The sequence below is a fragment of the Geodermatophilus sp. Leaf369 genome (assembly GCF_001424455.1).
In the GTDB taxonomy this organism is placed as follows: Bacteria; Actinomycetota; Actinomycetes; order Mycobacteriales; family Geodermatophilaceae; genus Klenkia.
On sequence record NZ_LMQA01000002.1, the window covers coordinates 354,365 to 369,502 of the forward strand.

Sequence of the window (15,138 nt, forward strand, 5' to 3'; positions counted from 1 at the left end):
CACGAGTGTCGGTGCCGTGTTGCATGATCAGCGCGACGGTCCGACGACGGAGGAGGGGCTGTGCCAGGACGCACCGACCCGTTCTTCGTGGCAGGCACCGACTCCGAACACCGTGAGCTGGTGCTCTCCACCGACTGGTCGTCCAGCCCGCTGGGCCCGCCCAACGGCTGGCCGGACACCCTGCGGACGGCCGCCACCACGGTCCTGAACTGCCCCTTCCCCATGCTGGTGATGTGGGGCCCGGACCTGGTGATGGTCTACAACGCCGCGTACGCCCCCGTGCTGGGCGACAAGCACCCGGCCGCGCTCGGGCAGCGCTGCGAGGACGTCTGGGCCGAGCTCTGGCCCACCCTGCGCGGGCGCCTGCACGCCGTGCTCGACGGCGCGGCGACGTACGACGTCGACCTGCCGCTGGTGATGCACCGGCACGGGTACGACGAGGACACCTGGTTCACGTTCTCCTACTCCCCGGTGCTGGAGCCCGACGGCCGGGTGGGCGGGGTGCTGAACACGACGACCGACACCACCGGCCGGGTGCTGGGCGCCCGCCGGCTGACCGTGCTCCAGCGGCTGTCGGCGGCCGGGTCCGGCCGGCACGGGGACGTCGACCTGGCGGCCACCGAGGCCCTCTCGGCCGTGGCCACGGCCCAGGAGGACTGTCCGTTCGGGGTGCTGTACCTGCTCGACGCCGACCGGTCGGGGGCGCGGGCGGCCGCCGCGGTCGGGCTGAGCGGCCCGGCAGCGGCTGCTGCTGCGACCCCGCTCCCGGCCTCGGACGACGACTGGGTGTGGCAGGCGCTGGTCACCGACACCGTGACGGTGCGGCGGGGCCTGGCCGACGTCGCCCGCGGCGTCGTGCTGCCCGAGGCCGGGGAGCGCTCCGAGGTCGAGACCGTCGTCGCGCTGCCGCTCACGGTGCCCGGCCAGACCACCCCGATGGGCGTGCTGGTGCTCGGCACCAACCCGCAGCTGCCACTGGACGCCGAGTACCGCACCTTCCTGCAGTTGGTCGCCGCCCAGGTCGCCGCGGTGGTGGCCGACGCGCAGGCCTACGCGGTGGAGCGACGCCGGGCGATCGAGCTGGCCGAGGCCGAGCGGGCCGCGGCCCGGTTCTCCACCGAGGTGTCGGAGACCCTGCAGCGGTCGATCCTCGGCCCGGTCGAGCTGCCGCCGGGCTTCGCGGTGCGCTACGAACCGGCCACCAGCGCCCTCGAGGTGGGCGGTGACTGGTACGACGTGGTGGAGCTCGCCGACGGCGTCTTCGGCGTCGTCGTCGGGGACGTGGTCGGCCGCGGCCTGGCCGCGGCCGCGGTGATGGGCCAGCTGCGCAGCGCCGGCCGCGCCCTGCTGCTGGAGGCCAACGGACCCGCCCAGGTGCTGTCCGCACTCGACCGCTTCGCCGGCCTGGTGCGGGGCGCCACCTGCAGCACGGTGTTCTGCGCGGTGGTCGACCGCCGGACCGGCGTGGTCCGCTACAGCAGTGCCGGGCACCTGCCGGCCCTCGTCGTCGACGGCGACGCTGCGCCCCGGCTGCTGCTGGACGCCCAGGCGTTGCCGTTGGCCGTGCTCCCCGACCGGGTCCGCCCGGAGGCCGAGACGACGCTCGCGCCCGGCGCCAGCCTGCTGCTGTACACCGACGGGCTGGTCGAACGCCGCGACGAGGCCCTCGACGAGGGCATCGCCCGCGCGCTGGGCGTGCTCGACGCCGGCCGCGCCCTGCACCCCGAGCTGCTGGCCGGCGTCCTGGTCGACCAGCTGCTCGGCGGGGCGCACGACGACGACGTGGCCCTGATGCTGTACCGCCAGCCCGCACTCGTCCCGGTCCCCGTCCCCGACCCCGGTCCGGACGCCGTGGCGGCCCCTGGGTGACCGCTCGCCCGGTGCTGGTGGTCGGTGCCGGGCCGGTCGGGCTGACCGCCGCGCTGCTGCTGGCCCGCCGGGGCCGCGCGGTCGTGGTCGTCGACCGGCACCCCGACGCGTGGCCGCTGCCGCGCGCGGTGCACCTGGACGACGAGGCGCTGCGGGTGCTGCAGGCGGCCGGGGTGGCCGAGGCCTTCGCGGCGGTGAGCCGGCCGATGGCCGGGCTGCGGCTGCTCGACGCCGGGCACCGGGTGCTCGTGGAGTTCGCCCGGGCCCCGGGCGTGGGCGTGCACGGCTGGCCGCAGGCCTCGATGTTCGACCAGCCCGACCTGGAACGGGTGCTGCTCGACGCGGTGGGCCGGGAGCCGCTGGTGCAGCTGCGCCGCGGGCTGGAGCTGACCGGCCTGGAGCACCGACCCGACGGCGTTCGGGCCACCGTGACGAACCGGTCCGGCGGGGTCGAGGAGCTCGCCGGCAGCGCCCTGCTGGGCTGCGACGGAGCCGGCAGCACGGTCGCCCGGCTGATCGGGGCGCGGCCGGTGCCGCTGGCCCGTACCGCCCGCTGGCTGGTCGCCGACCTCCGGTCCGACGTCCCGCTCCCGGTGTGGCCCGGTGTCCACCAGGTCTGCGACCCCTCCCGCCCGGCGACCTTCATGCCGGTCGCCGGTGACCGCTACCGCGCCGAGTTCCGGCTGGCCGCCGACGAGACCGCCGAGGACGTCGACCTGCGCGCGCTGCTCGTCCCCTTCGGGGCCGACGGCGCCGAGCAGGTCCGCGTCGCCGAGTACGTCTACGGCGCCGCGGTCGCCGACCGGTGGCGGGCCGGCCGGGTGCTGCTCTGCGGGGACGCCGCGCACCTCACCCCGCCCTTCATCGGCCAGGGCCTGGGGCTGGGGCTGCGCGACGTCCACCAGCTGGTCTGGAAGCTCGACGCGGTGCTCGACGGCGCCGACGACGCGCTGCTGGACACCCACGGGCGCGAGCGTGCCGCGCACGCCCGCGCGCTGATCCGGCTGGCCGCCCTCCTCGGGTGGCTGATGAGCGCCGGCGGCACCCGGACGGCGGTGCTGCGGCGCGTGGTGCTCACCGGGCTGCGCCGGGTGCCCGGGGTCTCGGCCCGGGTGCTCGCCAGCCGGACCCCCGCGCTCCCCCGGGGGCCGCTGGTCCGACGACCGCGGTGGGGACCGGCCGGGCCGGTCGGGGTGCTGCTGCCCCAGCCCACGGTCGGGGGCGCCCGGCTCGACGACCTGCTGGGTGGGGGCTGGGCGCTGCTGGCCCACGGGCCGGCCCCTGCGCTGCCCGCCGGGGTCCGTCCGCGGGTGCTGCCGCTGGCCGCGCTCCCCGACCTCGGGCCGGGGCTCCGGGGGCGCTGGGTGCTGGTCCGGCCCGACCGGGTGGTGGCGGCGGTGGGTCCGCGGGCAGGATCGGCGCGGTGAGCCTCCCCGTGCGCTACGACGTCGCCGCCGTCCGATCCGCCTTCCCCGCCCTGCAGGGCGGGGCCGCGCACTTCGACGGGCCCGGCGGCACCCAGGTGCCCACCCCGGTGGCCGACGCCGTGCACGCCGCGATGGTCGCCCCGACCGCCAACCGGGGCCGGGTCACCGCCGCCGAGCGCACCGCCGACGCCGTCGTGCTGGCCGCCCGCCAGGCGGTCGCGGACCTAGTCGGGGGCGACCCCGGGGGCGTCGTCTTCGGGCGCAGCGCCACCGCGCTCACCTACGACCTGGCCCGCACGCTGTCCGCGGGGTGGGGCCCGGGCGACGAGGTCGTGGTGACCCGGCTGGACCACGACGCCAACGTCCGGCCCTGGGTGCAGGCCGCCGAGCGCGCCGGGGCCACCGTCCGCTGGGTGCCCTTCGACCCGGCCACCGGCGAGCTCACCGCCGCCGACGTGGCCGGCCAGGTCACCGACGCCACGGTGCTCGTCGCCGTCACCGGCGCCTCGAACCTCATCGGCACCCGCCCGCCGCTGGCCGAGATCGCCGGGGTGGTGCACGCCGCCGGCGCGCTCTTCCACGTCGACGGGGTGCACCTGACCGCGCACGCCCCGGTCGACCTCGCCGAGCTGGGCTGCGACACCTTCGTCTGCTCGCCGTACAAGTTCCTCGGGCCGCACTGCGGGGTGCTGGTGGCCGCCCCGGCGTTCCTGGGGACGCTGCACCCGGACAAGCTCCTGCCCTCCACCGACGCCGTCCCCGAGCGGTTCGAGACCGGCACCCTGCCCTACGAGCTGCTGGCCGGCACCACGGCCGCGGTGGACTTCCTCGCGGGGGTGCTCGGCGCGGAGGGCCCCCGCCGGCCCCGCCTGCTGGCCGCGATGGCCGCCCTCGAGGAGCACGAGGACGTGCTGCGCGACCGGCTGGAGACCGGGCTCGCCGAGCTCCCCGGGACCACCCTGTGGTCGCGGGCCGGCCACCGGACGCCGACGCTGCTCGTCACGTTCGAGGGCCGGGACGCCGGCGACGCGTACCGCTTCCTGGCCGAGCGGGGTGTCAACGCCCCGGCCGGCTCGTTCTACGCACTGGAGGCCTCCCGGTGGTTGGGCCTGGGGGACACCGGCGGGCTGCGCGTCGGCCTGGCGCCCTACAGCGACGACGCGGACGTCGACCGGCTGCTCCAGGGACTGCGCGAGTTCCTCGCCACGACCTGAGCGTCGGCGCGCGATCCCCTGGGCAGTGGTTAGGCTGACCAGGAACTGCACCGTCTCGTTGAGCTCAAAACGGGGGCTCGCTCCGACGGTGGAACGACGGAGAGAACGTGGGTCTCGAGCAGTCACGACGTGAGCGCAAGCGTGCCCGGACGCGGGAACAGGTGGTCACCGCCGCCCAGCGGTTGTTCCACGAGCAGGGCTTCGACCGCACCACCATCGAGGACGTGGCCCGCGCGGCCGACGTCGCCGTGCAGACGGTCTTCAACCACGTCGCCAGCAAGGAGGAGCTCTTCTTCGCCGACCGGGTGCCCTTCGCCCAGGCGTTGAGCCTGCCCCCGCAGCCGCGACCGGGGGAGACCTGCGCCGCGGCCGTGGTCCGGATGCTCACCGCGGCGACGATGGGCTACCTGGCCTCCCTGGAGGATCCCCAGCTGCGTGACATGGCCGCCCAGGTGGAGGCCGTCCCGGCGCTGACCAGGTACGAGCGGACGGTGCACACCCGGGCGGAGCACGACCTCGCGGCGAACCTCGCTGCGGCCGGTGTCGTCTCGCACCCCCGGTGGACCGCCGCGTTGCTGCTGAGCACCACCCGGGTGTTCGCCCATGAACACCGGCAGCGCGTCATCGCCGGCACCGAGACCGTGGAGTCGCTGGCTCGGCTGGAGGCCGAGCTCCCGCACCACCTGCAGCTGGTGCTCGAGCTGACCGCTCGGGAGGCGCGCGCCCAGCTGGTCTGAGGGGCTCAGCGCAGGCCGGGGAAGCCCCCGGCCAGCTCGTCGAACGCCGCGTGCAGGTCCTCGGCCAGCGAGCCCTCGCCGATCAGCCAGGTCTCGAACGCCGTCGTCGCCGCCGCCCGGGTGGCGGTGGCCACCAGCCGCGGCACGAGCGAGTGGGGGTCGGCGCCGGTGCGCCGGGCGACGTGCTCGGCGACCACCCGGTCGACGTCGGCGTACCGCACCTGGGAGTGCGCCTGCAGGGCCGGCTCGGTGAGGATCAGCCGCATCCGGTGCCGCAGCAGGGGCAGGTCGGCGGCGTCGTAGTCGTTGACCTCGACGTAGGCGGCGCAGATCGAGGCGAGCACCGGCTGGTCGGGGTCGGTGCCGGCCAGGAGCTGGTCGAGCCGGACCACGTGGGCGTGGAAGTCCCCCCAGACGGCGTCGGCCTTGGTCGCGAAGTGCCGGAAGAACGTCCGTCGGCTGATCCCCGCGGCGTCGGCGACCTCGTCGGCGGTGACGGTCTCGAAGTCACGCCGGGTGAACAGCTCCAGGGCGGCGGCCTCGATGCGGGCACGGGTCGCCTCGCGGGCGTCTCCCCCGGTCTCGGTCACCACCCGATCATGCCCCTCAGGGTCGACCCGGGTGGTCCCCTTGCCCGGTGGCACTGGGTGCCACTAGCGTGCGGGGCGTTCCGTGACCCAGCTCACCAGGAGGCACCCGTGCCCGAGCAGACGCAGGCCGAGACCGTCGAGACCACCGCTCCCGCCGCCGAGGAGGCCCTCGTCGAGGACTCCCTGGTGGAGGAGGTCTCCATCGACGGCATGTGCGGGGTGTACTGATCGACACCGCACTGGTCACCGACTCCGCGGCCGGCACCGAGCCGGCCGCGGATGCGGTGGTCGTCCCTGCTGACGAGCTGCCCTTCGACCCGTCCCTGCCCTGGCAGAAGTCGGCGTCGGTGGCGTTGCGGCCCGAGCCCTTCGGCGCGCTGGTCTACCACTTCGGCAACCGCAAGCTGTCCTTCCTGAAGTCCCAGCCGCTGGTCGCCGTCGTCAAGGCCCTCGGGGACCACCCCGACGTCCCCAGCACGCTGGTCGCCTGCGACGTGCCCGCGGCCCAGCATCCGGCCTACGTCACCGCGCTGGCCACGCTCTCGCGTTCCCAGATGATCGAGAAGAGGACACCGTGACCGCCGTTCTCCCCACGCGCGCCCCGGTCCAACGCCCCACGGGCGGCAAGCTGATCGACCAGTTCGAGTACGGCCTGGACGCCCCCATCTGCCTGACCTGGGAGCTCACCTACGCCTGCAACCTGGCGTGCGCGCACTGCCTGTCCTCCTCGGGCCGGCGCGACCCGCGCGAGCTGACCACCGCCGAGGCCGAGGGCGTCATCGACGAGCTGCAGCGCATGCAGGTCTTCTACGTCAACGTCGGCGGCGGCGAGCCCACCGTGCGGCCGGACTTCTGGCACCTGCTCGACTACGCGATCGGCCACGACGTCGGGGTCAAGTTCTCCACCAACGGCGTGAAGCTGGACAAGCAGCGCGCCGCCCAGCTGGCCCGCACCGACTACGTCGACGTGCAGATCTCCCTCGACGGCGCCACCGCGGCGGTCAACGACCGGGTCCGCGGCACCGGGTCCTTCGACATGGCCATCAAGGCCCTGGAGAACCTGGCCGAGGCCGGGATGAAGGACTTCAAGGTCTCCGTCGTCGTCACCCGGGAGAACGCCGGGCAGCTCGACGAGTTCAAGGCCCTCACCGACTCCTTCGGTGCTGCCCTGCGCATCACCCGGCTGCGACCCTCGGGCCGCGGGGCCGACGTGTGGGACGACCTGCACCCGACGATGGCCCAGCAGCGCGACCTCTACAACTGGCTGCTGGCCAACGGCGACAACGTGCTCACCGGCGACTCGTTCTTCCACCTGTCCGCGTTCGGCAAGGCCCTGCCCGGGCTGAACCTGTGCGGCGCCGGCCGCGTGGTCTGCCTGATCGACCCGGTCGGGGACGTCTACGCCTGCCCGTTCGCCATCCACGAGAACTTCCTGGCCGGCAACGTGCGCAGCCCCGGCGGCTTCCAGACCGTGTGGCAGCAGAGCGAGCTGTTCGCCGACCTGCGCAACCCGCAGACCGGTGGCGCCTGCACCAAGTGCCAGCACTTCGACTCCTGTCGCGGTGGCTGCATGGCGGCCAAGTTCTTCACCGGCCTGCCGCTGGACGGACCCGACCCCGAGTGCGTGCAGGGCTACGGCGAGAACGCGCTGGCCGCCCGTGACCTGGACCTCGTCACCCCCAAGTCGCACGTCGACCACTCGCACAAGGGCCCGGTCCGTGGTCAGCCCACGCTGCTGGGCATGCCGGCGATCCCGCCGGCGAAGATCTGCGACGAGTCGCCGCTGGCGGGCCTCGACCTCCGCTGAGGCCGCTCCCTCCATGCGACTGACCGACCCGCTCCCGGTGGCGGGCCGGACGGCGCCCTCCCGGGTGCTGTTCGGCCCGCACGAGACCAACCTGGGAGCGGGTCGGTCGTTCTCCCCCCGGCACGTCGCCTACTACGCGCGACGTGCGGCCGGGGGTGCCGGCGTCCTGGTCACCGAGGCGGCGTCCGTGCACCCCTCGGACCACCCCTACGAACGTGCCCCGCTGGCTGCCGAGTGCGGCCCCGGGTGGGCTGCCGTGGGCGATGCCTGCCGCCCGCACGGCACGCTGGTGCTCGCCGGGCTCACCCACACCGGCGGGCAGGGCTCCTCGGCCTGGACGCAGGCCGCCCTCTGGGGTCCCTCCCGGGTGCCCGACGTGGTCACCCGTGAGGTGCCCGCGCCGATGGGGGACGGCGAGCTGACCGCCCTGGTCGCCGCGTTCGCCGGTGCCGCGGCCACCGCGGTGGCGGCCGGGCTGGACGGCGTGGAGGTCGACGCCGGCCCCCGCTCGCTGCTGCGCCAGTTCCTCTCCGGGCTGACCAACACCCGCACCGACGCCCATGGCACCGACCGGGCGCGGCTGCTGCGCGAGGTGCTGGCCGCCGTCCGGGCTGCGCAGGGCCCCGACCGGGTGCTGGCGCTGCGGTTGTCGGTGGACGAGGGCGCCCCCTGGGCCGGTCTGACCCCGACCTCCTCGGTCGCCCTGGTGGGCGAGCTCGCCCCGCTGGTCGACCTGCTCACCCTGGTGCGCGGCAGCGCGCTGGACCTCGCCGCGTACCGGCCCACCGCGCACCGTCGGCCCGCGTTCCACGTGGAACTGCTGGCCGCCGCGGGGGACACCCCGGTGGTCGCCCAGGGCTCGATCGTGGACGCCGACCGGGCGCAGGAGCTGCTGGCGGCCGGGTGCACCGCGGTCGAGATGACCCGGGCGCTGATCGCCGACGCCTCCTACGTCGCGACCCTGCGGGCCGGCCGGGCACCGCGGCCCTGTGTGCTCTGCAATCAGGCCTGTCAGGTGCTCGACACCCGCAACCCCCCGGTCAGCTGCGTGCTCGACCCGCGGTCGGGCCACGAGACCACCGAACCCGACGTCGACCTGCCCACGCCCTCGGACGGCCGCCCCGTCGTGGTCGCCGGTGCCGGGCCGGCCGGGCTGGAGGCCGCGCGGGTGCTGGCGCTGCGTGGGCACGCCGTCGAGGTCGTGGCGCCCGCGGTCGGTGGGTTGCTGCCCGTGGTCGCGGCTGCCCCCGGGCGGGAACGATTCCGGCGGTTCGCCGACTGGCTGGCCGGTGAGTGCGTCCGGCTCGGGGTGCGGTTCACCATGGGTCGGACGGACGACGCCGACGTGGTCGCCACCGGCGGGCTGCCCGGGGTGCCCGTCGTGCCCGGCGCGGTGTCCGTCGCCGACGTGCTGTCCGGGGCCGTGCTGCCGGACGGGCCGGTGCTGGTGCACGACCCGGTGGGCGGCCCGGTCGGGGTGGGGGTCGCCGAGCTGCTGGCCGCCGTGGGCCGGGACGTCGTGCTGGCCACCCCGGACGACGTCGTCGGCTCGATGCTCGGCCCGTCCGGAGACCTGGCCGCGGCCAACGGCCGGCTGGCCCGGGCGGGGGTGCGCCGGGAGACCGCGGTGCTGCTGCGCTCGTGGGTCGACGGGGTCGCGGTGCTGGAGCACCGGTGGAGCGGTGCCGTCGTCGAGGTGCCCTGTGCCGCTGTCGTCGACGCCGGGCACCGGCTGCCCGGCCGCGTGCTGCCCGACGAGGGCCGGGAGCGGTTCGCCGGCGACGTCCTCGCCCCGCGCACCGTCCTGGACGCCGTGCTCGAGGGCCGGCGGGCGGCGCTCGCGGCGTCCGCGCGGACGGCGGTGCCCGCGTGAGCCCGACCCCGGCCCTGGAGTCCCTGTCGGTCAGCAAGCCCTGGTACCTGCGGGGCCCGGCGGCGTGGAAGCCGCGAACCGGGCGGCCGGTGGCCGCGGCCCCCTCGGGGCCCTGACGACCCGACGCACCGACGCGTCGGGTCGTGCACCACGCACGCAGTGGGACTCGACGAGGAGGAAACACAGATGGGCAAGCTCGAGGGCAAGGTCGCCTTCATCACCGGTGCGGCCCGAGGTCAGGGCCGCAGCCACGCACTCCGGTTGGCGCAGGAGGGCGCGGACATCATCGCCGTGGACCTGTGCGGGCAGATGGCGTCGGTCGGTTACCCGATGGCCACCCCGGAGGACCTGGCCGAGACCGTGCGGCAGGTCGAGGCGCTGGACCGGCGGATCATCGCCACCCAGGCCGACGTGCGGGACTCGGCGGCCCTGAAGGCCGCGGTCGACGACGGCGTGGCCCAGCTGGGCCGGTTGGACATCGTGCTGGCCAATGCCGGCATCGCCACCTTCGCGCCGGTCGAGGACCTGACCGACGACGACTGGGACGAGATGATCGGGGTGAACCTGACCGGCGTCTTCAAGACCGTCCGGGCCGCCGTACCGCACATCAAGGCCGGGGGCCGGGGCGGCGCGATCGTCCTGACGTCCTCGACCGCGGGGATCAAGGGCCTGGCCAACCTGGCGCACTACGTCGCGGCCAAGCACGGTGTGGTCGGGTTGATGAAGACGATGGCCAACGAGTTCGCCCCGGACATGATCCGGGTCAACTCGGTGCACCCGACCTCGGTGAACACCGACATGATCCACAACGAGGAGACCTACGGGCTCTTCCGGCCGGACAAGCACAAGTCCGAGGTCACCCGGGAGGAGGCAGCGGAGTCCTTCAAGGTCATGAACGCGCTGCCCATCGAGTGGGTCGAGCCGGTCGACATCTCCAACGCCATCCTGTTCCTGGTCAGCGACGACGGCCGGTACGTCACCGGCGTCCAGCTGCCCGTCGACGCCGGGGCGGTGCAGAAGTGACCGGCCGGGTCGAGGGCAAGGTCGCGTTCATCACCGGCGCGGCCCGGTCGCAGGGCCGCAGCCACGCGCTGCGGCTGGCGCAGGAGGGTGCGGACATCATCGCCGTCGACGTCTGCGCGCCGATCGGCTCGATCGGCATGTACCCGCCGGCCACCGACGAGGACCTGGCGGAGACCGTCCGGCAGGTCGAGGCGCTGGACCGGCGGATCGTGGCCACCAAGGCCGACGTCCGGGACTCCGCGGCGATGAAGGCCGCCGTCGACGACGGGGTCGCCCAGCTCGGGCGGCTGGACATCGTGCTCGGCAACGCCGGGGTCTTCGAGATCCAGCCCGCGCTGGAGATCACCGACGAGGCCTGGCGCGAGATGATCGACATCAACCTGACCGGGGTCTGGAACACCTGCAAGGTGGCCCTGCCGCACCTCATCGAGGGCGGCCGGGGCGGGTCGATCGTGCTCACCAGCTCCACGGCGGGGCTCAAGGGCACGCCGAACACGATCCACTACACGGCGGCCAAGCACGGCGTCGTCGGGGTCATGCGGACGCTGGCCAACGAGTTCGCCCAGCACTCGATCCGGGTCAACAGCGTGCACCCCACCGGGGTGGACACCGTGATGATCCAGAACGAGAAGACCTGGGGCCTGTTCGCACCGGACGACCCGGCGCCGTCCCGGGAGAAGGCGGCGCCGATCTTCGAGTCGACGAACGCGCTGCCGGTGCCGTGGGTCGAGCCGGTCGACATCTCCAACGCGATCCTCTTCCTGGTCTCCGACGAGGCGCGGTACATCACCGGCGTGACCCTCCCGGTCGACGCCGGCTACACGGTCAAGTGACCACCGGCAGCCGGGGACCCGCGCGGTCCCCGGCTGCCCCTCCACGACGGGACACCATGGACGACAGCACCATCACCGGCAGCCGGGTCACCGGTCTGGACGCAGGCACGGTCCGCGAGGTCCGCGCCCGGGTCGCCACCCACCTGGTCGGCCGCGAACGGGAGACGGACCTGCTGCTGGCCGCCGTCGCCGCCGGCCGCGACGTGCTGCTCGAGGGTCCGCCCGGCACGTCGAAGTCCACCCTGCTGCGCTCGATCACCGCCGAGTGGGGCATCCCGCTGCTCTTCGTCGAGGGCAACGCCGATCTCACCCCCACCCGGCTGGTGGGGCACCACAACCCGGCCCGGGTGCTGCGCGAGGACTACACCGCGGACAACTTCGTCCCCGGTCCGCTGGTCGAGGCCATGCGCCAGGGCGGGTTCCTCTACGTCGAGGAGTTCAACCGGGCCCCCGAGGACACCCTGAACACCCTGCTCACCGCCATGGCCGAACGGCGGATCACGGTGCCCACCGTGGGCACCGTCGACGCCGCACCCACCTTCCGGGTGGTCGCCTCGATGAACCCCTACGACGCGGTGGGGACGACGCGGATGCCCACCTCGGTGTCGGACCGGATGTGCCGGCTGGCCGTGGACTACCAGGACGCCGAGGCCGAACGCGGCATCGTCGGACGACGCACGGGGGTGGAGTCACCCCGGCTGATCGCCGATGCCGTCGCGCTCACCCGGGCCACCCGCGAGCGGGACGACGTCCGGCAGGGCAGCTCGGTGCGCGGGGCGATCGACGTCGCCCTGGTCGCCGCCCAGCTCGCCGCCATGCGCGGGGTCCCGCTCCCGGACGAGCCGTCGGTGGCCCCGCCACGCGGGTTGCCCGAGGACTACACGGCCGTGGTCTGGGACGCCGTGATGCTGGCGCTGTCGGGCCGGGTGCACCTGGACGAGATCGCCGAGCAGACCCCCGAGGGCGTGCTGCGGGAGATCTGGGAGGACCACTTCCTGCTGCAGCCGGCAGCCGCGGAGCCCGGTTGAAGGACCGTCGAGGCCGACTCCCCGGTCACCCGCCGCGACCGGCCGGGGAGCTCTCGACAGCACCGCACGCTGAAGCCCCTGCGGCGTCGTCCCAAGCAGCTGACCGAGCAACCCGCCACCTACGAGCCGGCGAAGGGCGGGTCCGGTCTCGCGCTGTCGTCGGGTGACCGGCGACGGGCGAAGGAGGCCGCGGCGCGGCGTGGTGGGTCCGGTCCGGGGACGACGGACGAACCGGCCGAGCTGATCCCGCTGGCCGACCTCGACGTGCTCGCCGAGGCCGACGCCCGCACCCGTCAGCGTGCCCGGCAGATCGCCCGCCGGCTCGCCGTGCCCCGCCCCCCGCGGGACCGCCGGGCCCGGCGCGGGGTCGGGGAGCTGACCAGTCAGCGCTGGGCCGGGGGCTCCGACGAGCTGGACCTCGAGCGCACGCTGGAGCTCGTCGCCGGCAAGCCGCTGCCCGAGGACGACGACGTGGTGGTGCGGGAACGGGTGCGCACGAAGCGGTCGGTCGTGCTGGTCGTGGACGTCTCCGGGTCGATGAAGGGCGAGCGGCTGCGGACGGCGGCGGCCACCGTCGGCGCGCTGGCCGGCGAGCTGGGCCGGGACTCCCTGGCCGTCGTCGCCTTCTGGTCCGACGCCGCGGTGCTCGTCCCGCTCGGGGCCCCCGTCGAGCCGCTGGGCGTGCTCGACCTCCTGCTGCGGGTGCCCACCCAGGGACTCACCAACGTCTCCTTCGCCCTGGAGACCGCCGGCCGGGTGCTGGCCGGGGTGCCGCCGCGCGACGCCCGGGTGCTGCTGCTGTCCGACTGCGTGCACAACGCCGGCCCCGACCCGCGCACCACCGCCGCCCGGCTGCCCCGCCTGGACGTGCTGCTGGACACCAGCGGTGAGGACGACGTCGAGCTCGGCCGCGACCTCGCCCGGATGGGCCGCGGCCGGATCCGGCTGATCCGCGACCACACCGACGTCGCCCGCGCGCTCACCGCGGTCTTCACCGACTGACCAGCGGCTCGGATCAGGGACGGGGGGCGACGAGGCCGATCCGGCGTTCGTGCACGGTCTCCGGCAGGAGATCGGCGACGGTCAGCAGGGCGAAGAAGACGGCGAGCACGGCGATGGCGGTCATCGGGGCACCTCCTGTGGTGTGCCCCCACCGTGCGCCGGCGAGCTGCACGCGGGCAGTGCGCTCGCTGTGCGCCGGCTGCACGGGGCTCAGGGCAGGTCGACCTTCTCGTTCTCGCCGCCGGAGAAGGGCTCGCCGGTGACCTTGGCCTTGGCGAAGCTCAGCAGGGTCGAGACGCGGCCGCCGGGGGTGTCCCAGTACTCGGCGCTGTCGCCGTCCACCTCGATCAGCACGATCTCGTCGTCGTCGGGCCCGTCGGGGAACCAGGCGGCGACGCCGGCGTTCCACAGCTCCTTCTTCTTCGCGTCGTCGGTGACCACCGCGGCCCGACCGGTCAGCGAGACCCACGAGCTGCCCGACCCGACCACCACGTTGACCTGCGGGTTCGCCGTGATGTGGGTGACCTTGCGGGAGCTGCGGGCGGCGAAGAACCACAGGTCGCCGTCGAACTCGACCTCCTGCAGCGCCATCGGCCGGCTGATCATGGTGCCGTCGGGAGCGGTGGTGGTGAACATGCCGATCCGCTCGTCCTTCAGCAGTTCGGCGACCTTGCGGGTGTGGTCCTCAGTCATGGCGCCGGGGTTCCCCCGCGACGGGTGCGTCAACCCCCCAGGGCCGCGTCGAGCTCGTCGAGCACGACCTGCGCCGCGGCCGGCCCGGCGTTGAGGAACCACGCCTCGTCGTCGACCTGCACGGCCGAGCCGTCGGCGACCGCGGGCAGTCCGGTCCAGAGCGAGCTGGACAGCGCCGCAGCGTCCTCGGCGCCGGCCTGGACGCCGTAGAGGAGCAGGTCCCCGTCGGCCAGGGTGAGCTGCTCCTCGCTGAGGTCCTGGGAGGTCCCGGTGAACTGCTGGTCGGCCGGGCGGGGGACGTCGCCGGCGGCCAGCAGGCTGCCCACGAAGGAGCCGACGCCGAAGAGCCGGGTGCGGTCCGAGCCGATCCGCACGACCGAGACGGTGCGCCCGTCCACTCGGGCGCCGACCGCGGCCGCGTCGTCCAGCAGGTCTCCGAGCAGGGCGTCGGCCCGGTCGGTGCGGCCCAGGGCGGATGCGACCAGCAGCAGGTCCTGCTGCCAGTTCACCCCGGTCCCCTCGGTGACCACGGTCGGGGCGATGCCGGCCAGCGACGCCCCGATCGTCTCGGCGCCCACCGTGTTGACCAACACCAGGTCCGGCTGCAGCGCGGCGATCGCCTCGAGGTCGGGCTCCAGCCGCAGCCCGACCGAGCCGATCGCGGCCAGGTCCACCTCGGGGAAGGCGGTCTCCAGGTACCCGGGCACCAGCTCGGCCCCGCTGGCGAGGGTGGCGCCGACGGGCACCACCCCGAGCGACAGCACCCCGTCCAGCTGCCCGGTGCTGACCACGACGACGCGCTCGGGCTCGGCCGGGATCTCGGAGGTGCCACCGAAGTGGGTCACCGTGCGGGGGAAGACGCCGTCGGCAGCAGGCGAGCCGAAGCCGTCGGGCAGCGCGTCCGGGGCGATCCCCGAGGGCGGTGCCGCGGCCGAGGCCGCGGAGTCCTCACCGGCCGGCTCGGCGGAGCAGCCGGCCAGGAGCACCGCAGTGACGAGGAGGAGGGCACGCTTCACCGGGGCCAGGGTGAGGCGAGCCTCAC

The 15,138-nt window shown here is 74.8% G+C and carries 15 protein-coding genes; 12 read left to right on the plus strand and 3 right to left on the minus strand.

Annotation, left to right across the window (positions count from 1 at the left end; all coding sequences use genetic code 11):
* The first annotated feature begins 60 nt into the window (after nt 1–60).
* The 4 genes from ASG36_RS10560 to ASG36_RS10575 all read left to right on the plus strand — a co-directional run bounded on the left by ASG36_RS10560 (nt 61) and on the right by ASG36_RS10575 (nt 5,247).
* Nucleotides 61–1,869, plus strand: coding sequence for a SpoIIE family protein phosphatase (locus tag ASG36_RS10560; protein WP_055763567.1), 1,809 nt, complete (start codon nt 61–63; stop codon nt 1,867–1,869).
* Nucleotides 1,866–3,296, plus strand: coding sequence for a bifunctional 3-(3-hydroxy-phenyl)propionate/3-hydroxycinnamic acid hydroxylase (locus ASG36_RS10565; RefSeq protein ID WP_055763569.1), 1,431 nt, complete (start codon nt 1,866–1,868; stop codon nt 3,294–3,296). Before ASG36_RS10560 ends, ASG36_RS10565 begins: the two co-directional genes overlap by 4 nt.
* Nucleotides 3,293–4,510, plus strand: a complete 1,218-nt coding sequence (locus tag ASG36_RS10570; protein WP_235494837.1) for a cysteine desulfurase-like protein — start codon at nt 3,293–3,295, stop codon at nt 4,508–4,510. Before ASG36_RS10565 ends, ASG36_RS10570 begins: the two co-directional genes overlap by 4 nt.
* Nucleotides 4,511–4,617: 107 nt before the next feature.
* Nucleotides 4,618–5,247, plus strand: coding sequence for a TetR/AcrR family transcriptional regulator (locus ASG36_RS10575; protein ID WP_082523007.1), 630 nt, complete (start codon nt 4,618–4,620; stop codon nt 5,245–5,247).
* A 5-nt stretch (nt 5,248–5,252) separates the two neighbouring features.
* Here the strand turns inward: ASG36_RS10575 and mftR are convergent, their stop codons facing one another.
* A complete protein-coding gene (gene mftR / locus ASG36_RS10580) occupies nt 5,253–5,837 on the minus strand; it encodes a mycofactocin system transcriptional regulator (RefSeq protein WP_055764939.1) in 585 nt (194 codons plus the stop codon).
* Nucleotides 5,838–5,945: 108 nt separating this feature from the next.
* Between mftR and mftA the strand changes: the two genes are divergently transcribed.
* From mftA to ASG36_RS10615, 8 genes are all read left to right on the plus strand, one after another.
* Nucleotides 5,946–6,065 (plus strand): mycofactocin precursor MftA, encoded by a 120-nt coding sequence (gene mftA / locus ASG36_RS21535; protein WP_082523008.1) that lies wholly within the window; start codon nt 5,946–5,948, stop codon nt 6,063–6,065.
* Nucleotides 6,050–6,415 carry a mycofactocin biosynthesis chaperone MftB gene (gene mftB / locus ASG36_RS10585; RefSeq protein WP_235494839.1) on the plus strand — a complete coding sequence of 122 codons (366 nt, stop codon included), beginning with the start codon at nt 6,050–6,052 and terminating at the stop codon, nt 6,413–6,415. The genes mftA and mftB overlap by 16 nt, the downstream gene beginning before the upstream one ends.
* Complete coding sequence (mftC, locus tag ASG36_RS10590) at nt 6,412–7,644, plus strand: mycofactocin radical SAM maturase (RefSeq protein WP_055763574.1); 1,233 nt, start codon at nt 6,412–6,414, stop codon at nt 7,642–7,644. Before mftB ends, mftC begins: the two co-directional genes overlap by 4 nt.
* Nucleotides 7,645–7,657: 13 nt before the next feature.
* Entirely contained in the window at nt 7,658–9,517 is a 1,860-nt protein-coding gene (locus ASG36_RS10595; protein ID WP_055763576.1) for a mycofactocin system FadH/OYE family oxidoreductase 1, read from the plus strand.
* Between the two features lie 186 nt (nt 9,518–9,703).
* A complete protein-coding gene (locus tag ASG36_RS10600; protein WP_055763577.1) occupies nt 9,704–10,540 on the plus strand; it encodes a mycofactocin-coupled SDR family oxidoreductase in 837 nt (278 codons plus the stop codon).
* On the plus strand, nt 10,537–11,373 hold the full coding sequence (locus ASG36_RS10605) for a mycofactocin-coupled SDR family oxidoreductase (protein WP_055763579.1): 837 nt from the start codon (nt 10,537–10,539) through the stop codon (nt 11,371–11,373). Before ASG36_RS10600 ends, ASG36_RS10605 begins: the two co-directional genes overlap by 4 nt.
* Nucleotides 11,374–11,429: 56 nt before the next feature.
* A complete protein-coding gene (locus ASG36_RS10610; RefSeq protein ID WP_055763581.1) occupies nt 11,430–12,401 on the plus strand; it encodes a MoxR family ATPase in 972 nt (323 codons plus the stop codon).
* Nucleotides 12,402–12,665: 264 nt separating this feature from the next.
* Complete coding sequence (locus ASG36_RS10615) at nt 12,666–13,403, plus strand: VWA domain-containing protein (protein ID WP_235494841.1); 738 nt, start codon at nt 12,666–12,668, stop codon at nt 13,401–13,403.
* A gap of 210 nt (nt 13,404–13,613) precedes the next feature.
* On the opposite strand, the gene ASG36_RS10620 is transcribed toward ASG36_RS10615, so the two are convergent.
* Both ASG36_RS10620 and ASG36_RS10625 read right to left on the minus strand, forming a co-directional pair.
* On the minus strand, nt 13,614–14,096 hold the full coding sequence (locus tag ASG36_RS10620) for a pyridoxamine 5'-phosphate oxidase family protein (protein WP_055763585.1): 483 nt from the start codon (nt 14,094–14,096) through the stop codon (nt 13,614–13,616).
* A gap of 29 nt (nt 14,097–14,125) precedes the next feature.
* Nucleotides 14,126–15,112, minus strand: coding sequence for an iron-siderophore ABC transporter substrate-binding protein (locus ASG36_RS10625; RefSeq protein WP_055763586.1), 987 nt, complete (start codon nt 15,110–15,112; stop codon nt 14,126–14,128).
* Nucleotides 15,113–15,138 lie beyond the last annotated feature (26 nt).

What these genes read in the sequence shown, in the direction of transcription:
- ASG36_RS10600 (WP_055763577.1), top strand. Translation starts at nt 9,704, where the DNA reads ATGGGCAAGCTCGAGGGCAAGGTCGCCTTCATCACCGGTGCGGCCCGA.
- ASG36_RS10595 (WP_055763576.1), top strand. Translation starts at nt 7,658, where the DNA reads ATGCGACTGACCGACCCGCTCCCGGTGGCGGGCCGGACGGCGCCCTCC.
- ASG36_RS10620 (WP_055763585.1), bottom strand. Translation starts at nt 14,096, where the DNA reads ATGACTGAGGACCACACCCGCAAGGTCGCCGAACTGCTGAAGGACGAG.
- ASG36_RS10610 (WP_055763581.1), top strand. Translation starts at nt 11,430, where the DNA reads ATGGACGACAGCACCATCACCGGCAGCCGGGTCACCGGTCTGGACGCA.